The 21,272-nt window shown below is 65.6% G+C and carries 20 protein-coding genes; 16 read left to right on the forward strand and 4 right to left on the reverse strand.

The features are described 5' to 3' along the window. The first annotated feature begins 167 nt into the window (after window positions 1-167). A complete protein-coding gene (locus CFB46_RS21605) occupies window positions 168-1,340 on the forward strand; it encodes an NAD(P)/FAD-dependent oxidoreductase (protein WP_089501212.1) in 1,173 nt (390 codons plus the stop codon). Between the two features lie 98 nt (window positions 1,341-1,438). On the opposite strand, the gene CFB46_RS21610 is transcribed toward CFB46_RS21605, so the two are convergent. Further along, window positions 1,439-2,620 carry a serine hydrolase domain-containing protein gene (locus CFB46_RS21610; protein WP_089501213.1) on the reverse strand — a complete coding sequence of 394 codons (1,182 nt, stop codon included), beginning with the start codon at window positions 2,618-2,620 and terminating at the stop codon, window positions 1,439-1,441. Window positions 2,621-2,898: 278 nt separating this feature from the next. Here CFB46_RS21610 and CFB46_RS21615 point away from each other — a divergent pair, with 278 nt between their 5' ends. Both CFB46_RS21615 and CFB46_RS21620 read left to right on the forward strand, forming a co-directional pair. Continuing rightward, entirely contained in the window at window positions 2,899-4,026 is a 1,128-nt protein-coding gene (locus CFB46_RS21615; protein WP_089501214.1) for an aminotransferase class V-fold PLP-dependent enzyme, read from the forward strand. A 96-nt stretch (window positions 4,027-4,122) separates the two neighbouring features. After that, window positions 4,123-4,692 carry a YdeI/OmpD-associated family protein gene (locus CFB46_RS21620; RefSeq protein ID WP_089501215.1) on the forward strand — a complete coding sequence of 190 codons (570 nt, stop codon included), beginning with the start codon at window positions 4,123-4,125 and terminating at the stop codon, window positions 4,690-4,692. A gap of 76 nt (window positions 4,693-4,768) precedes the next feature. Here CFB46_RS21620 and CFB46_RS21625 read toward each other — a convergent pair whose 3' ends face one another. Further along, window positions 4,769-5,344, reverse strand: coding sequence for a TetR/AcrR family transcriptional regulator (locus CFB46_RS21625; RefSeq protein ID WP_089501216.1), 576 nt, complete (start codon window positions 5,342-5,344; stop codon window positions 4,769-4,771). A 147-nt stretch (window positions 5,345-5,491) separates the two neighbouring features. On the opposite strand from CFB46_RS21625, the gene CFB46_RS21630 reads away from it, so the two are divergent. Together CFB46_RS21630 and CFB46_RS21635 are read left to right on the forward strand one after the other, a co-directional pair. Next, on the forward strand, window positions 5,492-6,184 hold the full coding sequence (locus tag CFB46_RS21630) for a glutathione S-transferase (protein WP_089501217.1): 693 nt from the start codon (window positions 5,492-5,494) through the stop codon (window positions 6,182-6,184). A gap of 262 nt (window positions 6,185-6,446) precedes the next feature. Continuing rightward, the gene (locus CFB46_RS21635) at window positions 6,447-7,145 is read left to right on the forward strand and encodes a class I SAM-dependent methyltransferase (protein WP_089501218.1); all 699 of its coding nucleotides are present in this window, start codon (window positions 6,447-6,449) and stop codon (window positions 7,143-7,145) included. A 150-nt stretch (window positions 7,146-7,295) separates the two neighbouring features. Here CFB46_RS21635 and CFB46_RS21640 read toward each other — a convergent pair whose 3' ends face one another. After that, window positions 7,296-8,267: a LysR substrate-binding domain-containing protein gene (locus tag CFB46_RS21640; RefSeq protein ID WP_027782250.1), complete on the reverse strand. Its 972-nt coding sequence runs from the start codon at window positions 8,265-8,267 to the stop codon at window positions 7,296-7,298. Between the two features lie 133 nt (window positions 8,268-8,400). On the opposite strand from CFB46_RS21640, the gene CFB46_RS21645 reads away from it, so the two are divergent. From CFB46_RS21645 to CFB46_RS21660, 4 genes are all read left to right on the forward strand, one after another. After that, window positions 8,401-10,701 (forward strand): NADP-dependent malic enzyme, encoded by a 2,301-nt coding sequence (locus CFB46_RS21645; protein WP_089501219.1) that lies wholly within the window; start codon window positions 8,401-8,403, stop codon window positions 10,699-10,701. Between the two features lie 223 nt (window positions 10,702-10,924). Next, window positions 10,925-12,124: an aminotransferase-like domain-containing protein gene (locus CFB46_RS21650; RefSeq protein ID WP_089501220.1), complete on the forward strand. Its 1,200-nt coding sequence runs from the start codon at window positions 10,925-10,927 to the stop codon at window positions 12,122-12,124. A 12-nt stretch (window positions 12,125-12,136) separates the two neighbouring features. Continuing rightward, entirely contained in the window at window positions 12,137-12,331 is a 195-nt protein-coding gene (locus CFB46_RS21655; RefSeq protein ID WP_089501221.1) for a hypothetical protein, read from the forward strand. A gap of 94 nt (window positions 12,332-12,425) precedes the next feature. Beyond that, window positions 12,426-13,013: a pyridoxamine 5'-phosphate oxidase family protein gene (locus tag CFB46_RS21660; RefSeq protein ID WP_089502292.1), complete on the forward strand. Its 588-nt coding sequence runs from the start codon at window positions 12,426-12,428 to the stop codon at window positions 13,011-13,013. Window positions 13,014-13,038: 25 nt separating this feature from the next. Here the strand turns inward: CFB46_RS21660 and gcvA are convergent, their stop codons facing one another. After that, the gene (gene gcvA / locus CFB46_RS21665) at window positions 13,039-13,929 is read right to left on the reverse strand and encodes a transcriptional regulator GcvA (RefSeq protein WP_089501222.1); all 891 of its coding nucleotides are present in this window, start codon (window positions 13,927-13,929) and stop codon (window positions 13,039-13,041) included. Window positions 13,930-14,063: 134 nt separating this feature from the next. Between gcvA and CFB46_RS21670 the strand changes: the two genes are divergently transcribed. The 7 genes from CFB46_RS21670 to CFB46_RS21705 all read left to right on the forward strand — a co-directional run bounded on the left by CFB46_RS21670 (window position 14,064) and on the right by CFB46_RS21705 (window position 21,176). Next, window positions 14,064-14,768, forward strand: coding sequence for an SDR family oxidoreductase (locus tag CFB46_RS21670; protein WP_089502293.1), 705 nt, complete (start codon window positions 14,064-14,066; stop codon window positions 14,766-14,768). A gap of 203 nt (window positions 14,769-14,971) precedes the next feature. Then, the gene (locus CFB46_RS21675; protein ID WP_089501223.1) at window positions 14,972-16,249 is read left to right on the forward strand and encodes an epoxide hydrolase family protein; all 1,278 of its coding nucleotides are present in this window, start codon (window positions 14,972-14,974) and stop codon (window positions 16,247-16,249) included. Window positions 16,250-16,615: 366 nt separating this feature from the next. Beyond that, window positions 16,616-17,659 (forward strand): alpha/beta fold hydrolase, encoded by a 1,044-nt coding sequence (locus CFB46_RS21685; RefSeq protein ID WP_089501225.1) that lies wholly within the window; start codon window positions 16,616-16,618, stop codon window positions 17,657-17,659. After that, on the forward strand, window positions 17,659-18,201 hold the full coding sequence (locus CFB46_RS21690) for a cytochrome P460 family protein (RefSeq protein ID WP_089501226.1): 543 nt from the start codon (window positions 17,659-17,661) through the stop codon (window positions 18,199-18,201). Before CFB46_RS21685 ends, CFB46_RS21690 begins: the two co-directional genes overlap by 1 nt. A 274-nt stretch (window positions 18,202-18,475) precedes the next feature. Next, a complete protein-coding gene (locus CFB46_RS21695) occupies window positions 18,476-18,823 on the forward strand; it encodes a DUF4148 domain-containing protein (RefSeq protein ID WP_089501227.1) in 348 nt (115 codons plus the stop codon). Window positions 18,824-18,907: 84 nt separating this feature from the next. Next, window positions 18,908-19,699 (forward strand): alpha/beta fold hydrolase, encoded by a 792-nt coding sequence (locus CFB46_RS21700; protein WP_089502294.1) that lies wholly within the window; start codon window positions 18,908-18,910, stop codon window positions 19,697-19,699. 76 nt (window positions 19,700-19,775) lie between these two features. Beyond that, window positions 19,776-21,176, forward strand: coding sequence for an amidase family protein (locus CFB46_RS21705; protein ID WP_089501228.1), 1,401 nt, complete (start codon window positions 19,776-19,778; stop codon window positions 21,174-21,176). Window positions 21,177-21,272: the final 96 nt, after the last annotated feature.

Here is a 21,272-nt window from a genome sequence, read left to right on the forward strand (position 1 = left end):
GGACGTGCTGAAATAGCCGAAGCGATCGTCGAAAAAGCCTGCCCGCGCGACGCCGTGCAAGTCGCGGCACGAACCACCCACGGGCGCGGCCGGCTGGCGAGAGCCAGCGCAAGCCCGTTATCAGCGTGAACAGGCCCTGAGCCTGTTGCGAGCAACCGGAGTCAGTCGTGAGTTCTCAAGTCGTCATCGTCGGCGGTGGCGTGATCGGCAGCTCGATCGCGTATTTCCTGCGCGCCACCGATCCCACGGTCGCCGTGACCGTCATCGAACGCGATCCCACCTATGCAAGATCGTCGTCGGCGCTGTCGGCTGCGTCGATTCGCCAGCAGTTCTCCACGCCGCTGTCGATCGAGATGTCGCTGTTCGGCATCGACTTCCTGCGCACGATCGGCGAACGGCTCGAAGTGGACGGCAACCGGCCGTCGATCGATCTGCACGAAGGCGGTTACCTGTTCCTCGCGACGCCGGCCGGCGACGCGACGCTGCGCGAGAACCATGCGCTGCAGACGAGCCTCGGCGCCGATATCCGGCTGATGGACGGCGACGCGCTGCGCGCGAGGTTTCCGTGGCTCAACGTCGACGATCTCGTGTCGGGCGCGTACGGCGTGAGCGGCGAAGGCTGGTTCGACGGTTACGGGCTCGTGCAGGCGCTGCGCAAGAAGGCGCAGGCGCTCGGTGCGCGCTACGTGCCGGCCGACGTGAAGGACGTCGTGCGCGACGGGCGCCGGATCACGCATGTCGTGACGGGCGACGGCGAGCGCTACGCGTGCGACACGCTGGTCAACGCGGCCGGCGCATGGGCACGCACGCTGTCGTCGATGATGGGCATCGACATTCCCGTGTATGCACGGCGGCGCAGCATCTTCAACGTATCGTCGCCGGCGAAGCTCGCCGATTGTCCGCTGCTGATCGACCCGACCGGCGTGTATTTCCGGCCGGAAGGGCGTACGTATATTTGCGGCACGTCGCCGAGCCCGGATCGCGACCCGGACGACCTGCCGCTCGACGAAGTCGATCACGACCTGTTCGACGACGTGATCTGGCCGACGCTCGCGCACCGCGTGCCGGAATTCGAGGCGCTGCGCGTCGAGAATTGCTGGTCCGGTTACTACGAGTACAACGTGTTCGATCACAACGCGATCATCGGCTACCACCCCGAACTCGACAACGTCGTGTTCGCGAACGGCTACAGCGGCCACGGGCTGCAGCAAGGGCCGGCGACGGGGCGTGGCGTCAGTGAACTCATTCTGGGCGGGTGTTACGACACGCTCGACCTGTCGTCGCTCGGCTGGGCGCGCGTGCTCGAAAACCGGCCGATCGTCGAAAAGAACGTCGTGTAGCGCGGCGTGACCGCCCGGTATGGGGTGGGCGGGATTCTCCTTGTGTCTCAAACCCGTTGGCCCGACTTCGTCGGGCCTTTTTTTGTCGCGCGGGCCGGTTACCCCGCGCCGTAGACGGCGTCCCGCAGATCGAGCGTGTACTGCCCGTTCATGCCTTCGTAGAGCGTGTTCGACAGCGACACGACGGTGAGCCCGCGTGCGCGGTCGATGAACCACGAATGACCGTAGACGCCGCCCCAGCGCCAGGTGCCGACGGATTCCGGCGACGCGGCCGCCTGCGGATCGTGCAGCACCGAGAAGCCGATTCCGAAGCCTGCGCCCGGCAGGTCCGGCAATTCGAGATCGCCGGTCTGTACGCGGCCCATCTCGTCGACCAGTTCGGCGGGCAGGATCGCACCGCCGCCTGCGCGCAACGTGTCCAGCACCGTCAGCACGTCGCCGGCGCTGCCGACCATCCCGGCGCCGCCCGATGCGAACGCGTGTGCATTCAGCGCGCGCGACGGCGAGTACGTGACGCCGACGAACCCGTCGACGATGGGCACCGTCTCGTTCTCGACGAGCCGGTGCGGCCGCGGCGTGTCGTTGACGTACGGCGTGGCGAGCCGCGCCGGATCGCGTGCGACGAAGCCCGTGTCGCGTGCGCCGAGCGGGCGCAGCACGAGCGCATCGATCGCGTCGGCGAGCGGCACGCCGCAGACGGCTTCGATCAGTGCGCCGACGACGTCGATCGACAGCGAATAGTTCCAGCCGGTGCCGGGCGCGAACAGCAGCGGCACGCTGGCGATCCGGCGCAGGTTGTCGGCGAGCGTGATCGATGCGCCATCGAGCCCGTCGGAGACACCTGCGCGCGCATAGGGACCGTTTGCGTCGGTTTCGTTGAAGCGATAGTCGAGACCGGCGGTATGCACGAGCAACTGGCGCACCGTGATCGTCGGCACGCGGCCGTCGGGCAGTGCCGGACGGAACGCGGGCAGCCAGCGCGCGACGTCTTCGTCGAGCGACAGCTTGCGTTGTGCGACGAGCGCCATCGCGGCCGCCGAGACGATCGGCTTCGTCACCGACGCAAGCCGGAACAGCGTGTCCTCGCGCATCGGCGTACCCGATTCGCGGTCCGCGAGCCCGGCCGCGCGGCGATAGACGAGTTCGCCGTCGCGGGCGACGAGGACGACCGCGCCGACGAGACGCTGCGTGTCGAGCTGGCGGGACAGGACCGCGTCGATGCGCTCGGCGAGCGCGGGATCGGTTGACGACTGCAGTGACGATGCGGGAGAGGAGGTCATCGAAATTTCCGTCGTGAAAGGGCCTGGTCGACATGTTATGGGACGCTTGCCGCACGCGTCGTTAACCCTTACACGGAGCGGGGCGATGTGCGCGGCATGGGCCGGCGTCGACGAACACCGGGCCCCGCGGCAGACAAAATATGCGCCAATCGGCCGGCGCCGTTCGTTAGAATCTGCTTTCGTCGAGGAAATGACGCATTTGCATGGGTGCGGAGCAGTATCGAATCGAAGACGCTGCTCGTCCTGATTCCATCGTTCATCTTTCACCGGAGGCGAGCATGCCAGGTTTACTTCCCGATGTTGACCGCGAGGGGCTCCTCGAATATTCGGTGGTGTACACCGATCGCTCGGTCAACCATATGTCGCAGCGCTTCCAGGGCGTCATGCGCGACATCTCCGCCACGCTGAAAAAGGTCTACAACGCGAAGTCGGTCGCGATCGTCCCGGGCAGCGGGACGTTCGGCATGGAAGCCGTGGCGCGACAGTTCGCGACGAACAGGAAGTGCCTCGTCATCCGCAACGGCTGGTTCAGCTTCCGCTGGTCGCAGATTTTCGACATGGGCAGTATTCCGTCCGACACGACGGTGCTGAAGGCGCGTCCGGTCGAGGCCGGCAGGCAGGCCGCCTACGCGCCGGCGCCGATCGACGAAGTGGTCGCCGCGATCAGGGAAAACAAACCCGATCTCGTGTTCGCGCCGCACGTCGAAACCGCCTCCGGCATGATGCTGCCCGATGCATACCTGCGCGCGGTGGCCGATGCCGTGCATGCGGCCGGCGGCATGTTCGTGCTGGATTGCATCGCGTCGGGCACCGTGTGGGTCGACATGCAGGCGAGCGGCGTCGATATCCTGATCAGCGCGCCGCAAAAGGGCTGGAGTGCATCGCCGTGTTGCGCGATGGTCATGTTGAGCCCGCTTGCGCGCGAGCGCATCGATTCGACGACCAGCACCAGCTTCGCGTGCGACCTGCGCAAGTGGCTGCAGATCATGGAAGCATACGAGGGTGGCGGCTTCGCGTATCACGCGACGATGCCCACGGACAGCCTCACGACGCTGCGCGACGTGATGAAGGAAACCGACGCATACGGTTTCGACAAGGTGAAGGCGGAACAGCTCGAACTCGGCGAGCGCATTCGTGCGCTGCTGACGGAGAAGGGGTTCAGGAGCGTGGCCGCGCCAGGGTTCGAGGCGCCGGGTGTCGTGGTCAGTTACACGGACGATGACGGTATTCGCACCGGAAAGAAGTTTGCCGACGTCGGTTTGCAGATCGCGGCGGGGGTGCCGTTGCAATGCGACGAGCCGGCGGATTTCAAGACCTTCCGGCTCGGGTTGTTCGGTCTCGACAAACTGCACGATGTCGATGGCGCGGTGAAGCGGTTTGCCGATGCGTTGAACCGGATTCTTTGACGCGGTCGTGCGGAATGAGTTGCTTCGGTGGCCGCCGCTCGTTTGTCGATCGGTGGCTTCCGAATCGTTGCAAACTCAACGATTCAGGATCGTGACATGACCGAATGCGCGCTGACATTTGCCAGTCAGGCCGAATGGGAAAGCTGGTTGGGGCAAAACGGCGGCACGTCGACCGGAGCATGGCTGCGGCTCGCGAAAAAAGGCGCGGGGCAGCGAACCGTCACCTATGAAGAGGCGGTGGAAAGCGCCCTCTGTCACGGCTGGATCGATGGCCAAAAGAAGGCCGAGAGCGAGCAATACTGGCTGCAACGTTTCACCCCGCGCTCGGCGAAAAGCATCTGGTCCAAGCTCAACAAGGACAAGGCCGAAGCGCTGATCGCCTCGGGCAGAATGCGCGCGGCCGGCATGGGCGAAATCGAAAGGGCGAGGAAGGACGGCCGCTGGGAGGCGGCTTATACGTCGGCGAGCAATTCGATCGTGCCGGACGACCTGCAGGCGGCTTTGGACGCCAATCCGAAAGCCGGGAAGTTTTTCGCGACGCTGAACAGTCGTAATCGCTACGCGATCCTGTTCCGGATACAGAACGCGAAGAAGCCCGAAACGAGGGCGCGCAAGATCGCGGAATTCATCGACATGTTGAAGCGGGGCGAGACTTTTCATCCGTAGAGCATGGATCACGCGATTGAACGTCGCGCGTTCGCGAATGTTCTGCGTCGTTCGAAGCCGCGTCGCCGTGGCTCTGCTACGCAGGCAAAAGGCCCGCTTTACGATAATTGTCGATCAGCGCGTCGTAGAGAGAGAGATCGGCGCGACTCCTCGCGATGAGCTGCGCGCCAGCGATGGCGGCGAAGATTGCCCGCGCCCGCTGTTTGCTCTCCCGAGCGCTGACCACTGCCGCTGCGGACAGAACCTTGCTGAGCCACGCCACGTTCACGTCGGCGAAAGCCAGGACTTCTTTCATCACGACTTCCGGCAGATCGTCGGTTTCGGCGGCCATGAAGCTGCAAAGGCACAGACGGTTGCCGGTCTCGAGCGCCCTGCGGAAAGTGTCCGGATAGCGCCGCAGGCAGTCCAGCGGATTGCGCGATCCGGCCAGCATGTCGTCCAGCGCCGCCGCCGAATCCTCCCGATAACGCTTCGCTACCGCTGCGCCGAGATCGGCCTTGCTTTCGAAGTGGTGGTAGATGCTCGCGGCCCGAATCCCCACCTCGTTGGCGAGGTCCCGATAGTTCAACCCGCCGTAGCCGTGCGTCTGCGCGAGCCTCGTGGCGGCTGCCAGAATTCTTTCTCTCGAGTTCGAACTCGCGTCGTTCGTCACCGCTTCAGCCTCCGCGCATAGGAAAATGGGTGTTGACACCCCGGATTGTACCTTATATGGTTAACCTAACAAACGTTAGGTAGATTCATGGACGACGTGTTTTCACGTCGTCCGATCCAGTGCAACCGACTACGGAGCGCCCCTGCAATGACTTCCAGTAACAGCGATTTCGACACAGCCCGACTTCCCGTGATGAAGATCCACGATTTCCCGACGGGGCCTTATCCGACACGCGTGCGCATCGCGTTGGCCGAAAAGGGGCTGCAATCGCGCGTCCAGTTCGTGATGGTCGATCTTTACAAGGGTGAGCATAAAAAACCCGAGTTCATCGCCGGCAAGAATTATTCGGGTACGTTGCCGGTGCTGGAACTCGATGATGGAACCTGCATTGCCGAATGTACGGCCATTACCGAGTACCTCGATACGCTCGATGGCGTACCCGTGCTCACCGGCGGCACGCCACGCGAAAAGGGCATCATCCACATGATGAGCAAGCGCGCCGAGCTGGAGCTGCTCGACGCGATCAGCGTTTATTTCCATCACGGCACGCCGGGGCTGGGCCCTGACGTCGAGACGTATCAAAACCCCGAGTGGGGGTTCCGTCAACGCGACAAGGCGCTGAGGGGGATGCGCTACTTCGATGCCGTTCTGCAAAGCCAACCGTATGTCGCGGGCGAGACGTTCTCGATGGCCGACATCACCGTCATCGGTGGTTTGATCTTTGCAATGCTTGTGAAGCTGCCGGTGCCTGAGGAATGCGATGCGCTTCGAGCCTGGTACGCGAGAATGCTGGAGCGTCCGAGCGTGAGGAACCAGCCGGTGTTTGCTGCGTTGATCTGAACAGCCGCTGCAACTTCGCTGATGACGGACACGTGATATGAGCGAACGGATGAAGGCGCTGCCGCATCAAGCAATGCAAAACACTGCGGCAGCCTACAATGGTTCGAGCCATGTCACGCTGTCCGTGGCAGCGCGTGCGGCCACGCCGATGATGCGGTCAGTCTTCGAGCCGTTGGTTCGGGGCGGTGGCAACCGACGTTGCATGCGTGGGCCGGTCGCGTGACGACGATTCATTTTCCGCGGCAATCTTCAGGGGGTTGAATTGGAGCAGATCGGATATTCGTGGCCCACCTTTGATCGAATCACGCAGCATCTGATCAAGCTCATCAACCCGGCGAAAATACTGGATATCGGAGCCGGAGGCGGCAAATACGGGCGCCTGCTCAAGAAGGTCGTGCCGGATTGTCATTTCACGGCGCTGGAATGCGACGCGGAGACCCATCCGATCCTGATCGAGAATGGATACGACGACATCATCGCCGGGGTGAGCGACACGCTCTATGAACGATCGGCGGATGTGTACGATACGGTGATCCTCGGGGACGTCATCGAGCACATGCGCCATTCGCAGGGCCGCGACTTGCTGGAGTTCCTGAACTACCGGGCGCGATACATCATCATCTCGACGCCTGAATGCATGCCAATGAGAGGGGCGTCGTATTTCGAGAGTCATAATTCCGTGTGGCGCCCCGATTCATTCATGTGGCATGATTTTTGGGCCCATCAGCAATGCGGAATCATGCATTTTTATCTGCTGCGAGGGCATCTCGACTGGAATGCGATGGGGCTTGATGCACTCGTGAACTCCTCCAACGCGTCGAGTCTGTTCAATACGCGCGCCCACGATGAACAGGAAGCCGGCGATGAAAAATTGCTCCAGCCGGTCGATCTGAAGCTTCATGACTACCGGTACATGGAGAAACTGGAAGGCGACCGGTATGCAATATTCCGCCCCGTATGATTCGATGAAAGGGCTCCGCCGCCCACCAATACGCGAAGCGCTTTTCTTACCGTACGAGCAAACGCTACGACAGGGGCGAGGGTGCCGACCACGTGCTGAGCGCCGAGCGCCCGGAAATCCTGCGCCGCCTCGCCGTCGGCAAGTAGCGCGTTATCGCTGCGCGTCCCCGTACGTCTCCTTGCACACCCCGCGTAGCGCGTCGACGAGCAGATCGCGCGCGGGCGATTGCGAATCGGCGGCGCGCGTGAACAGCGCGATGGGCGGCAACGTCCACACCAGCGAATAAGGCACGATCGCCACGCCGGCGATCCGCACGAGTTCTTCCGCGATATCGGCCGGCACGATCGATACGGCTTCGTCGCTCGACGCGATCATTTCGCCGATCAGCTTCGACGAGTAGCTTTCGACGATCGGCACGGGCGGCGCGATGCCGGCCGACAGGAACAGGTCGGTCACCTGTTCGCGCATCGGCGTATGCGGCGCGCCGAGAATCCAGTCGAGCGCATGCAGCTTGTGCCAGTCCAGCGGCGTGCGGGCGAGCTTCGCCGCCAGCCGCCGGCTCGCGATCACGCGCGGCTGCTGCTGGTACAGCACCTCAAACGAAACCTGCCCGAGATCGATCGCCGACGACGCGCGCCCGATCACGATGTCGACACTGTGATCCCGGAGTTGCAGCAGCAACTGATCGCTGGTGCCTTCATGAATCGTCACGGTCAGGCGCCGCTCCATGCGCGCTTGCAGCCGCTTCAGCGCCGCCGACAGCATCTGGCCGGAGATGAACGGAATCACGCCGATGTGCAGATGGGCCGCATGCCCGGCGGCGACGGCCTCCATCTCGCGGGCGAGGTGGTCGAGATCCTTGATCATCGCCTTCGCCCGTTCGAGCACGACCGCGCCGAGCGCGGTGGGCCGCATGCCGCGCGACGAGCGCTCGAACAGCGGCGTGCCGAACATGCTCTCCAGCTCGGACAGCGCGTTCGTCACGGCCGGCTGGCTGCTCGCCATGTGCTCGGCGACGCGCGTCAGCGATCCGTGCTGCTGGATCTGCAACAACAGCACCAGATGCCGAATCTTCAGACGAGCGCCGAGCCGCCTGACCACGTCGTTCGCGTCAAAATTCATTGACTGGTCATGCATTCATTAGGAAAAAGTGATGGACCGATATTAAAACAGAATCATCACGTTATGGCGGATCCCTAGAATCCCTTCATGGATCGCGCCGGGACTGGCCTGGCGCCCACGCCGGGACCACAACATGAAACAGACAGAGACACAGCAGCAGGCCGCGTTCGACTATCACGAGTTTCCGACCCCCGGGAAAATCTCGGTGGTAGCGAGCAAGCCGCTGGTGACCCAGCGCGATCTGGCGCTGGCCTATACGCCCGGCGTGGCGAGCGTGTGCGAGTCGATCGCCGCCGATCCGCTGCAGGCGCACCGCTTCACGAGCCGCGGCAACCTCGTCGGCGTGATCACGAACGGCACCGCCGTGCTTGGCCTCGGCAACATCGGCCCGCTCGCGTCGAAGCCGGTGATGGAGGGCAAGGCCGTCCTGTTCAAGAAGTTCGCCGGGATCGACGTGTTCGACATCGAGATCAACGAGACCGATCCGGACAAGCTGGTCGACATCATTGCCGGCCTCGAACCCACGTTCGGCGGCATCAATCTCGAGGACATCAAGGCGCCGGAATGCTTCACCGTCGAGCAGAAGCTGCGCGAACGCATGAAGATTCCCGTCTTCCACGACGATCAGCACGGCACGGCCATTACCGTTTCCGCCGCGTTCATCAACGGGCTGAAGGTCGTCGGGAAGTCCATCAAGGAAGTGAAGGTCGTGACGTCGGGCGCGGGTGCCGCCGCGCTGGCGTGCCTGGACCTGCTGGTCGACCTCGGGCTGCCGGTGGAAAACGTCTGGGTGACCGACATCGAAGGCGTCGTCTATCGCGGCCGTACCACGTTGATGGATCCGGCCAAGTCGCGCTTCGCGCAGGAAACCGATGCGCGCAAGCTCGCCGAAGTGATCGGCGGCGCGGATGTGTTCCTGGGGCTGTCGGTGGGCGGCATTCTCACGGCGGAGATGCTGAAGGAAATGGCGGCGCGTCCGCTGATTCTCGCGCTGGCCAACCCGACGCCGGAAATCTTCCCGGAACTGGCGCATGAGACGCGCGACGACGTCGTCATCGCGACGGGCCGCTCGGACTACCCGAACCAGGTCAACAACGTCCTGTGTTTCCCGTACATTTTCCGCGGCGCGCTGGACGTGGGTGCGAAGACGATCACGCGCGAGATGGAGATCGCCGCGGTGCACGCGATCGCGGGGCTGGCCGAGGAAGAGCAGAACGAAGTCGTCGCGGCGGCCTACGGGGCATACGGCGTGTCGTTCGGCGCGCAATACCTGATTCCGAAGCCGTTCGACCCGCGCCTGATCGTGCGAATCGCGCCGGCGGTGGCGAAGGCGGCGATGGAAGGCGGCGTGGCGACGCGTCCGCTCGCGAATCTCGATGCGTACGTCGAGCAGTTGCAGCAATTCGTCTATCACTCGGGCGCGTTCATGAAGCCGCTGTTCGCGACCGCGCGTCAGCTCGTGCGCGACGGCGGCAAGGCGCGGATCGTGTTCACCGAAGGCGAGGACGAGCGTGTGCTGCGTGCGGTGCAGGTCATTGTCGACGAGAAGCTTGCGCGGCCGATTCTGGTCGGGCGTCCGGAGGTGCTGCTCGCGCGCATCGAGCGATTTGGCCTGCGCTTGCGTCTCGGTCAGGACGTCGAAGTGACCAATCCGGAATACGACGAGCGCTTCCCGCAGTACTGGACGAAGTATTGGGAACTGCGGTGCCGCGACGGTATTTCGAAGGAAATGGCGCGCGTGGAAATGCGCCGCCGCCTGACGCTGATCGGGGCGATGATGGTGCAGCTCGGCGATGCGGACGGGATGATCTGCGGGACGGTCGGCGAGTATCACAATCACCTGCGGTTCGTGGACGAAGTGATCGGCAAGAAGCCGGGGGCGTCGACCTACGCGGCGATGAACATCCTGTTGCTCGATCAGCGGACGGTCGCGCTGGTGGATACGCACGTGAACGACAACCCCGATGCGGAGCAGATCGCGGAATTCACGATCGCGGCGGCGCGGCAGATGGAATGGCTGAATCTGACGCCGAAGGTTGCGCTGCTGTCGCGGTCGAATTTCGGGTCGGGGAGTGCGGCTTCGGGCGTGAAGATGCGCCGGGCGCTGGAGATCGTGCGGGAACAGGCGCCGGATATCGAGGCGGATGGCGAGATGCATGGCGACTGTGCGCTCGATGAAGGGCTGCGGGCGAAGCTGCTGCCGATGTCGCCGTTGAAGGGGGCGGCGAATTTGTTGGTTTGTCCGAACGTGGATGCCGGCAACATCGCGTACAACCTGCTCAAGACCGAGGCGGGGAGCAATGTGGCGGTGGGGCCGTTCCTGTTGGGCGTGAACGCGCCCGTGAACATCCTGACGTCCAGCGCAACCGTGCGGCGGATCGTGAATATGGCTGCTTTGACGGTGATTGAGGCTAATCGGGGTGTGAGTGGGTGATTGATCGGCGGGTTGGGCAGCGTCCGAACCCCGCATCGAACCGCGTCCCGCTCCCCCTATTTAATGACCAAACCGCAAGACCTAGTGCATAGATATCGTTTGCCGAGCCCTTAATGACTATCGACAATCGTGGCTCGAATTCATCGCCGCGGCGCCAGAAGCGCCGCGGTGGCCGGCACGCGACGGCTATCCCGGCCGTCCGCGTCCACCCGCTCACGACGACATGTACGCGTTCACGCCCTCATTCCAAAACCCCGCCGGCTCGCCGATCCGCGAGTTGTTCAAGTACCTGTCCGAACCGGGCATGATTTCCTTCGCGGGCGGTTACCCGGCCAGCGACCTGTTCGACGTCGACGGCCTGAATGCGGTCGCCGAACGCGCGTACGCGCAGCCCGTCCGCTGCTTGCAATACGGCCCGACCGATGGCCTCGCCGAACTGAAGCAGCAACTGATCGCGCTGATGGCGCGTCGCGGCGTCGCCTGCACGTCGGCCGAACTGCTCGTCACGACCGGCTCGCAGCAAGGCCTCGACCTGCTGCTGCGCGTGATGGTGTCGCCCGGCGACGTCGTGCTGACCGAACAACCGGCATACCCGGCCACGCTGCAGGCGATGCGTTTGCAACAGGCGCGCATCGTGACGATCCCCGTCGACGGCGAAGGGCTCGACGTCGATCGTCTCGGCGAACAACTCGCGTCCGGCGCGATCGCGCAGCCGAAGCTGCTCTACACGGTCCCGACCTTCGCGAACCCGACGGGTGCGACGCTCACACGCGAACGCCGGCTGAAACTGCTGCGTCTCGCGGTGCAATATCGCTTCCTGATCGTCGAGGACGATCCATACGGCGACCTGCGTTTCGCGGGCGAAGCCGTGCCGTCGATGCTCGCGCTGGCCGGCGAAGTGGACGGCGCGCGCGACTGGCTCGTGCATTTCGCGAGCCTGTCGAAGATCGTCGCACCGGGGCTGCGCGTGGGCTGGACGATCGCGCCGGCCGAAATCGCGCGGCGCTGCGTGATCGCGAAGCAGACGGTCGATCTGTGCAGCGCGCCGTGGACGCAGGCCGCCGCCGCCGAATACCTGGCCGACGGCGCGCTCGAACGCCATCTGCCGCGCATCACGGCCGCGTACCGGCGCAAATGCGACGCGATGTGCGACGCGCTGCGCGACGGTTTCGGCGATGCGATCGAATTCCATCGTCCCGAAGGCGGGATGTTCGTGTGGGCGCGGCTCGGCGCGGTGCCGTCGGACGTGCTGCTGCAACGGGCGATCGCCAACAAGATCGTGTTCGTGCCCGGCAAGGCGTTCTTCGCGGACAACGTCGACGCAGCGTCGCTGCGCCTGTCGTTCGCCGCGCCGGACGTCGATGCGATCCGGGAAGGCGTCGCGCGCCTCGTGCGCGCGTATGGTGCGGCGCTGGCCGCGTAAGGAGACATCGACATGACGGTCACCATCAACGAAACGGTATCGACGGGCGCAGCAGCATCGGGCGCCGGCGACAAGCGGCCGGCGAAGCACCGCTCGTCGCAGATCAGCGCGGGGCCGCAATATGTGGCCGACGTGCTCGGACGCTTCGGCGCGGAGCCTGCGAGCGATGCCGGCGATGCGGCGCAGGTCGTGCTCGGCTACAACTGAGCGGCGCACGGGCGGCGGCGCATCGCATGCGAGCCGTCGCCGAAACAAACGGTTAAGCTTGCGCGATCGAAACACCGACGATCGCCGCCGCCTCATGTCCGACTCGACCTCCGAATCGCTCGCGCAAACCTACGACCGCCTGTGGTCCTGCCTCGAATCCGGCGTGCGCGTGCAGCGCTCGCCGTTCACGATGTTGCAGGCGGCGACGCTCGGCCTCGATGGCGCGCCGAAGGTTCGGACGATCGTATTGCGTCAGGTGAATCGCACCGAGCGCGTGCTGTCGTTTCATACCGATGCGCGTTCGGCGAAGGTCGCGGAGTTGCGTCGCGATCCGCGTATCTCGATCGTCGCCAACGATCTCGACGCACTCGTGCAGATTCGCGCGGGAGGTGTTGCGTCGATCTGCGAAGACGAAGCGCAACGGCGTGCGATCTGGGAAGCGAGCCGCCCGCATACGTTGCTGCTGTATCGCGCTCCGTTGCCGCCCGGTACGCCGGTTGCGTCGCCCGAAGTCGCGCATGTCGACGGCGCCGCACCCACCGGCGACGGCTACGAAAACTTCTGCCTGATCCACATGACGGTCACGCGCATCGACTGGCTCGAACTCGCGCGCGCGGGCCATCGTCGAGCGGTATTCGACCTGAACGAAAGCGGCTACGACGCCCGCTGGATCGCGCCCTGACGCGAACCCGGCGCGCACGAGCCGTTCAAGTGCGCCCGTCCGACGCGGCCCGGATCATCCACTCGCGCATCACCGCGATCGCGTCGTCGTCGCGGCGTTCGGCCGGATACACGAGATAGAACCCCACCGACAGCGGAAACGCGAAGTCGAACGGCTTGCACAGCCGTCCGGCGGCGATGTCGCGCTCGACGAGCGGCTCGGTCGCGAGCGCGATGCCCTGGCCGGCGACGGCCGCATCGATCGCGAGCGACGTCTGGTTGAAGCGCAGCCCCTTGTGCGGATCGACGTCGACCGGTTCGGGCATCGCCGCGAGGAACTCGGGCCACAGGTCGTGCGCGTCGTGCAGCAGTACCTGGCCCGCGAGCGCACGCGGCGAAGCCGGCGCGCTCAGCACCGAAGGGCTGCATACCGCATGCACATCGAGCGGGAACAGCGCATGGGTGGCGAGATGCTTGCCGAACGGCGGCTTGCCGTAGCGGATCGCGAGATCGACGCCGTCGTGGCGAAACGTCGCGATCTGCGGGTCGGCGATCACGCGCACGTCGTAGTCGGGATGCGCGTCGGTGAACTGCGCGAGCCGCGGGATCAGCCACTTCGACGCGAACGACGGCGTCGTGCTGATCGTCAGCGCGGCGCGCCGTTTCACGAGCTTGTCGGTCGCGTCGGCGATCGCGTGCAACGCGCGCTGCACGTCGGAGAAATACGCGGCGCCGTCGTGCGTGAGCGCGAGGCCGCGCGGCAGGCGCTCGAACAGCTTCAGGCCGAGCACGTCCTCGAGGTGGCGCACCTGCTGCGCGACGGCGCCCTGCGTGACGCCGATCTCGTCGGCGGCGGCGCGGAAATTGAGGTGCCGCGCCGACACTTCGAACGCACGAAGCGCATTCAGCGGGGGCAGGCGGGAAGGGCGTGGCGGCATCGTCAGATTGTAGAAAAACTATCGGCTGTCGGCAGAAATACTGGTTCGACAGCCGGAATCGATGCGCCTACATTACCACCATGGCGCGCCGAATGGCGGCTGCGCGGCGGCAGCATCGGAACGAGGAGCGGATCGTGACTGTAGAAAAAGTAGCGTTGATCACGGCGGCGGGCGAGGGCATGGGCGCGGCGATCGCGCGGGAACTGGCGGCGACCGGCTACCGCGTCGCGCTGATGTCGCCGTCGGGCAGCGCGGTGGCGCTCGGCGAGGAACTGGGCGGCTTCGGCATCAAGGGCTCGGTGACGGAAGAAGCCGATATCGACCGGCTCGTGCAGGAAACGGTCGCGCGCTACGGGCGGATCGACGCGGTCGTGAACAACACCGGCCATCCGCCGAAGGGCGAGTTGCTGGCGATCACCGACGAGAACTGGCACGCGGGGCTCGACCTGATCCTGCTGAACGTGGTGCGCGTGATGCGCCGCGTGACGCCGATCTTCCAGAAGGAGGGCGGCGGCGCGGTGGTCAACATCTCGAGCTTCGCGGCGGACGCGCCCGAGCAGCCGATGCCCGTGTCGTCGGCGCTGCGTGCGGCGCTGAGCGCCTGGACGCGCCTGTACGCGGAACGCTATGCGGCCGAGAACATCCGGATGAACGCGGTGCTGCCGGGCTTCATCGACAGCTGGCCGGAAACGCCGGAGATCGTCGCGCGCATTCCGGCCGGCCGCTTCGGCAAGACCGGCGAGATCGCGAAGACGGTCGCGTTCCTGCTGTCGGATGGCGCGGGCTACGTCACCGGGCAGAACATTCGCGTCGACGGCGCGATCGTCAAGGCGCTCTGAGCGTCACACGGGCGAGCGGCGGCGAAAGCGTGTGGGCTCGCCGCGCAACGGCTACAAACGCGTACAAATCAGACAAATCCGGGATACATCGAACCTTTCAAATGGGCGACGCCGCGTGACCAGGGCGCGCCGGATTGAAAGCCAAGGCGCGATCCCGCGCGCGGCATGTTCACTTTCCACTTCACGAAAGGAGATGCCGAACGATGTCTTCCACACCGTTTTCCCCGATGCGTCGCCACCTGCTGGCCACTTCCGTGGCCGCCGGGGTCTCGGCGATGCTGCCCACCGCGCTGCATGCGGCCACCGGCGCGAGCGGCATACGCCCGTTCACCGCGCACATTCCCGATGAAGCCGTGGCCGACCTGCGCCGTCGGATCGCCGCCACACGTTGGCCGGGCCGCGAGACCGTCGCCGACGAATCGCAGGGCGTGCGGCTCGCGCGCATGCAGGCGCTGCTGCGTTACTGGGGCACCGACTACGACTGGCGCAAGGGCGAGGCGCGCCTGAACGGTTTCCCGATGTTCATCACGGAAATCGACGGGCTCGATATTCATTTCATTCACGTGCGGTCGCGGCACGAGAACGCGATGCCGATGATCATGACGCACGGTTGGCCCGGTTCGATCTTCGAGCTGGTGAAGGCGATCGGCCCGCTGACCGACCCGACCGCGCACGGCGCGAGCGCGGACGATGCGTTCCACGTCGTCGTGCCGTCGCTGCCGGGTTTCGGTTTTTCGGGCCGGCCGACGAAGACCGGCTGGGGTTCCGACCACATCGCGCGAGCGTGGGGCGAGTTGATGGCTCGGCTCGGCTATACGCGCTTCGTGTCGCAGGGCGGCGACTGCGGCTCGGTGATCTCGCACCGGATGGCGATGCAGCGCGTGCAGGGTCTGGCCGGGATTCACGTCAACATGCCGGCGACGGTGCCGCGGGACATCGCGACGCTGCTCGCGACCGATGCGCCCGCGCCGGCTTCGCTGTCGCCGAAGGAGAAGGCCGCGTACGAGAAGCTCGCGACGTTCTATCGCGACAACTGCGGCTACTCGGCGATGATGGTCACGCGTCCGCAGACGGTCGGCTATGCGCTTGCGGATTCGCCGTCCGGGCAGGCTGCGTGGATGTACGACAAGATCTCGCAGTGGACGTACAGCGGCGGCGTGCCCGAGCGCTCGATTCCGCGCGACGAGATTCTCGACGACATCTCGCTGTACTGGCTGACGAACACCGCGACGTCGGCCGCGCAGATCTACTGGGAGGATCACTCGAACAACTTCAACGCGGTGGACATCTCGCTGCCGGCGGCGATCACGGTGTTTCCGGGCGAGATCTACCAGGCGCCGCGCAGTTGGGCCGAGCGCAGTTATCACAACCTGATCTACTTCAACGAAGTCGACAAGGGCGGGCACTTCGCCGCGTGGGAGGAGCCGGAATTGTTCGCGCGTGAAGTGCGTGCCGGGTTCCGGCCGTTGCGGCGCGTGTAAGCGGGTTGCACGACGAATGTGGGCCGGCCTGTCGCGCGGCTCGTGTTCGTTTTCAGGTAACGGCTTGCAACGCTTGTGCAAATCGTTTGTCCGCCAGATACGCTGTTCTGACGCAGCATCGCACCGGGCCGCGTGTGCCGCGCGGCCGTGCCGAAGCGTCGTTTTCTCGCGTTTTTTGAATCGCCGTGTGTCGTGTTCGCACACGGATACGTTGAGATACAAAGCCTCCCGATGGTTCGGATATAAAACCGGTGAAGCGATTCACGCGGCGGCGCGGTGCCATGCGCTGCCGCTGCGAACGGCGACATCCGATTGCCCGCACGTGCCGCGGGCCTTTCCTTACCGATCGACAATGGAGAACGAGTCATGCCTGATACCGTGAACACCCGCCGCCGCCTGATCCTGGGCACGACGCTGGCGAGCCTGAGCCTGGCCGACCTCGGCTTTGGCGCGCTGGCGCATGCGCAGTCGGCGGTCGATGCCTCGACGGCGAAGCGCGCGGCCGGCGCCGCGTCGCTCGGCACGATCCACCAGATCGACGCGGGCGTGCTCAACGTGGGTTATGCGGATCTCGGGCCGAAGCAAGGCCCGGTCGTATTCCTGCTGCATGGCTGGCCGTACGACATCTACAGCTACGCGGAAGTCGCGCCGCTGCTCGTCGCGGCCGGCTATCGCGTGATCGTGCCGTACCTGCGTGGCTACGGCTCGACGACGTTCCGCTCGGCCGACACGGTGCGTAACGGCCAGCAGGCGGTGACGGCCGTCGACATCATTGCGCTGATGGATGCGCTGAAGATCGACCGCGCGGTGTTCGGCGGCTACGACTGGGGCGCGCGCACGGCCGACATCGTCGCGGCGCTGTGGCCGCAACGCGTGAAGGCGCTGGTGTCGGTGAGCGGTTACCTGATCGGCAGCCAGGCGGCGAACGCCAAGCCGTTGCCGCCGCAGGCCGAACTCCAGTGGTGGTATCAGTTCTACTTCACGACCGAGCGTGGCGAGCTCGGCTACGCGCAGAATCGCGATGCGTTCAACAAGCTGATCTGGCAACTTGCGTCGCCGAAGTGGCAGTTCTCCGACGAGACTTATGCGCGCTCGGCCGCATCGTTCCGGAACCCCGATCATGTGGCCGTCGTGATCCACAACTATCGCTGGCGGCTCGGGCTCGCGAAGGGCGAAGCGCAATACGACGACATCGAGCGGCGTCTCGCGGCCGGGCCCGCGATCACCGTGCCGACGATCACGATGGAAGGCGATGCGAACGGCGCGCCGCATCCTGATCCGGCCGCGTACGCGAAGAAGTTCACCGGCAAGTACCAGCACCGGACCATCACCGGTGGCATCGGCCACAACCTGCCGCAGGAAGCGCCGCAGGCATTCGCCGATGCGATCCTGCAAGTGGAGCATCTGTGATGCGGGCCCGTGCGGGAGTGGGGCGGCGCGGTGCGCGCCATGTGCTCGTCGCGGGCGTGCTGCTGGCCGGTGCGTGGTCGGCCAGCGGCCCGGCCGCGTTCGCGGAGCAGCCGAAACCGGCCGCGGCCGCGTCGCCGATCTACGGCGTGACGATTCCGCCCGGCTACCGGAAGTGGGAAATGGTCGCGCCGGCCGAAGAGGCCGCACCGCTCGACGAGCTGCGCGTGGTGCTCGGCAACCCGGTCGCGATCCGCGCGCTCGAGCAGGCGACGCTGCCGTTCCCGGACGGCACGATCCTCGTGAAGCTCGCCTACAAGCGCAAGCAGTCCGACGAGTTCCCGCCTGCGACGGTGCCCGGGCAGGCGACGACCGTGCAGGTGATGGTGAAGGACTCGCGCCGCTATGCCTCGACGGGCGGCTGGGGGTTCGGGCGCTTCATCAACGGCGTGCCGGCCGACATCGGCCAGCATCAGACGTGCTTTGCGTGCCATCAGGCGCGGGTGAAGAACCACGACTACGTGTTCACGCGGCTCGCGCCGTGACGTGACACGGCGGTGTGAAGCGAAAAGGCGTGCCCTGCGAGGCACGCCTTTTTTCGTGGTGCGGGGGAACGGCGGAGCGCACCGGCAAGCGGGTTTGTATCGCACTGTATCTGCGGCCGTTCCTGAAAAACTGGCATGCAGAAAGCCCCGGTTTCGGAAACATGCCGGATACGTGCGCGGGTTCTACTGTCGACATGCAGAAAACGTTCGGTGCCAGACGTTCACACCGGATGCCAAGTGATCGACACCTCAACTTCGTTCAAGGAGAACCCTCATGAAAGCCGCTCGAATCCTCGCCGTTGCCGTCCTCGCCGTCGCACCCGCCTTGTCGTTCGCCGATACCGGCCACGGCCTCACGCGTGCCGAAGTGCGCGCGGACCTCATTCGTCTCGAGAAGGCCGGTTACAACCCGGCCGGCAGCGAAGCGCATTACCCGGACGACATCGCCGCCGCACAGAACGCCGTCGCGGCTGCCGAGCAGGTCGCACGTTCGGACCAGAACGGCCCGTCGAAGTCGCAAGACGACAACATGGCCGATGCGTCGACGCCGGCCGCCCATCGCGATGCCGCGCAGTCGCGTGCTGCCCGCAACGCCGCCGACGACCTGTACGCGCATTCGTGATTGCGCGCCGCGCCTGCCCCATGCAGGCGCGCCCTGCGCTGCAGTACTTAATTTCGACAACACGACAAACAAAGGAGCATGACGATGGTCGGTTTGATGAAACGCGTTCTGGTATCCGCCGCGGTAATCGGTGGACTGTTCGGTGCGGTTGCGGCGCAGGCCGCGCCGAAGGAAGACCTGAAGGGCACCAACGTCGTGCTCGTGCACGGCGCGTTCGCCGACGGGTCGAGCTGGAACCGCGTGATTCCGCTGCTCGAGGCGCGCGGGCTGCACGTGGTGTCGGTGCAGAATCCGCTGAGCTCGCTCGCCGACGACGCGGCCGCGGCGAAGCGCACGATCGACGAACAGAAGGGGCCGGTCGTGCTGGTCGGCCATTCGTGGGCCGGCGTCGTGATCAGCGATGCGGGCAACGACGACAGGGTGAAGTCGCTCGTGTACGTCGCGGCGTTCGCACCCGACAACGGCCAGTCGATCGCCGACGTCACGCAGGGGCTGCCGGCACCGTCATGGGCCGGCGAACTGCGCAAGGACGCAGGCGGTTTCGCACGGCTCTCGGACAAGGCGATCGCGCAGGATTTCGCGCCGGATCTGCCGCCCGCGCAGCAACGCATCGTTGCGGCGACCCAGGGGCCGTGGTATAGCGGGTGCATCTCGGAGAAGGTCACGCAGGCCGCGTGGCATGCGAAGCCGTCGACGTTCGTCGTCGCGACGCAGGACCGGATGATCGATCCGACGCTGCAGGAAGCAATGGCGAAGCGGATCGGCGCGACGGTCACGCGCGTGAACGCCAGCCATGTCGCGATGCTGAGCCAGCCGAAGGCCGTGGCCGACGCGATCATCGCCGCCGCCGAGCGTGCGAAGCACGACACGCAGTGAGCGAATGCGGCGCCGCGCTTTCGTGAGAAGGTGCGGCGCGTGAGTGATGGTGATGTCTTTCCACCCAGGAGAAGTCATGACGCAACTCTGGCAGCTGTCGGCAACCGAACTCGCGAAACGCGTGCGGCAGCGCGACGTATCCGCGCGCGAAGTGGCGGACGCCGTGCTCGATCGTCTCGACGCAGTGAATCCCGCGATCAACGCGGTGGTCGAACACCGCCCCGACGACGTGCGGCGGCAGGCCGACGAAGTCGATCGCGCAATCGCGCGCGGCGACGATCCGGGGCCGCTCGCGGGCGTACCCGTCACCGTGAAGATCAACGTCGATCAGGCCGGCTTCGCGACGACCAACGGCACGCGCCTGCAGGAAACCCTGATCGCACCCGCCGACAGCCCGGTGGTCGCCAACATTCGGAAGGCCGGCGGGGTGTTGCTCGGCCGCACCAATTCGCCGACGTTCGCATTGCGCTGGTTCACGTCGAATCTCGTGCATGGCCATACGCGCAATCCGCGCAATCCGTCACTGACGCCGGGCGGATCGAGCGGCGGCGCGGCGGCGGCCGTGGCCGCCGGGATCGGCCCGCTCGCGGTCGGCACCGACATCGGCGGCTCGGTGCGCTACCCGGCCTATGCGTGCGGCGTACACGGGATCCGGCCATCGCTCGGCCGCGTGCCGGCGTTCAATGCGTCGTCGCCGGAGCGTGCGATCGGCGCGCAACTGATGTCGACGGCCGGGCCGATCGCGCGCACGATCGACGATCTCTCGCTCGCGCTGCGTGCCTTCTCCGCGCCGGACCCACGCGATCCGTGGCACGTCGCGGTGCCGTTCGACGGGCGCGAGGTGCCGAAGCGCGCGGCGCTGTGCGTGCGTCCGCGCGGCCTGGAGGTCGTGCCCGAAGTCGAGGCCGCGTTGCGCGATGCCGCGCGCCGGCTGGTGGATGCGGGCTGGACCGTCGACGAGATCGACGATACGCCGCCGATGCGCGAGGCGGCGCTGTTGCAGGAACAGCTGTGGCTCGGCGACGGGTTCGGCGCGCTGGCGAACGCGGTCGAACAAGATGGCGATCCGGGCGCGGCCGCGGTGATCGCCGCCGTGCGCGGCAAGGTGCGCGATCTGCCGGCCGACGTGATCAGCCGAGCGCTGGTTCGACGCACGACGCTGACGCGGGCGTGGCGGCTGTTTCTCGATGAATATGCGGTGCTGCTGCTGCCTGTTTCGTCGGAACTGCCGTTCCCCGACGATCTCGACCGGCAAGGGCCGGACGGCTTCGAGCGCGTGTGGGAAGCGCAGCTCACGTTGCGCGCGCTGCCGGCAATGGGGCTGCCGGGGCTGACCGTCACGACGTCGCTCGCGAACGGCGTGCCGGTGGGTGTGCAGGTGGTGGCCACGCATCATCGCGAGGATCTGTGCCTGCTTGCCGGGCGCGATATCGAGGCGCGTGGGGAGCCGATTGCGGTGGTCGATCCGGTGGTGTGATGGATTGAAGAACGCGTGCATCGGCGTGCCGGTCGGCATGACGCCGATGCATCGTCACCTTTCCAATTTCGCGCGACGGCGCGACGTCGGTCGTTA

Source organism: Burkholderia sp. HI2761 (assembly GCF_002223355.1).
Classification (GTDB): Bacteria; Pseudomonadota; Gammaproteobacteria; order Burkholderiales; family Burkholderiaceae; genus Burkholderia.

Excerpts from the sequence above, each read along its gene's own strand:
- CFB46_RS21610 (WP_089501213.1), bottom strand. The coding sequence starts at position 2,620 with ATGACCTCCTCTCCCGCATCGTCACTGCAGTCGTCAACCGATCCCGCG.
- CFB46_RS21615 (WP_089501214.1), top strand. The coding sequence starts at position 2,899 with ATGCCAGGTTTACTTCCCGATGTTGACCGCGAGGGGCTCCTCGAATAT.
- CFB46_RS21620 (WP_089501215.1), top strand. The coding sequence starts at position 4,123 with ATGACCGAATGCGCGCTGACATTTGCCAGTCAGGCCGAATGGGAAAGC.
- CFB46_RS21630 (WP_089501217.1), top strand. The coding sequence starts at position 5,492 with ATGACTTCCAGTAACAGCGATTTCGACACAGCCCGACTTCCCGTGATG.
- CFB46_RS21640 (WP_027782250.1), bottom strand. The coding sequence starts at position 8,267 with ATGAATTTTGACGCGAACGACGTGGTCAGGCGGCTCGGCGCTCGTCTG.
- CFB46_RS21645 (WP_089501219.1), top strand. The coding sequence starts at position 8,401 with ATGAAACAGACAGAGACACAGCAGCAGGCCGCGTTCGACTATCACGAG.
- CFB46_RS21650 (WP_089501220.1), top strand. The coding sequence starts at position 10,925 with ATGTACGCGTTCACGCCCTCATTCCAAAACCCCGCCGGCTCGCCGATC.
- CFB46_RS21655 (WP_089501221.1), top strand. The coding sequence starts at position 12,137 with ATGACGGTCACCATCAACGAAACGGTATCGACGGGCGCAGCAGCATCG.
- CFB46_RS21660 (WP_089502292.1), top strand. The coding sequence starts at position 12,426 with ATGTCCGACTCGACCTCCGAATCGCTCGCGCAAACCTACGACCGCCTG.
- gcvA (WP_089501222.1), bottom strand. The coding sequence starts at position 13,929 with ATGCCGCCACGCCCTTCCCGCCTGCCCCCGCTGAATGCGCTTCGTGCG.
- CFB46_RS21675 (WP_089501223.1), top strand. The coding sequence starts at position 14,972 with ATGTCTTCCACACCGTTTTCCCCGATGCGTCGCCACCTGCTGGCCACT.
- CFB46_RS21685 (WP_089501225.1), top strand. The coding sequence starts at position 16,616 with ATGCCTGATACCGTGAACACCCGCCGCCGCCTGATCCTGGGCACGACG.
- CFB46_RS21690 (WP_089501226.1), top strand. The coding sequence starts at position 17,659 with ATGCGGGCCCGTGCGGGAGTGGGGCGGCGCGGTGCGCGCCATGTGCTC.
- CFB46_RS21695 (WP_089501227.1), top strand. The coding sequence starts at position 18,476 with ATGAAAGCCGCTCGAATCCTCGCCGTTGCCGTCCTCGCCGTCGCACCC.
- CFB46_RS21700 (WP_089502294.1), top strand. The coding sequence starts at position 18,908 with ATGGTCGGTTTGATGAAACGCGTTCTGGTATCCGCCGCGGTAATCGGT.
- CFB46_RS21705 (WP_089501228.1), top strand. The coding sequence starts at position 19,776 with ATGACGCAACTCTGGCAGCTGTCGGCAACCGAACTCGCGAAACGCGTG.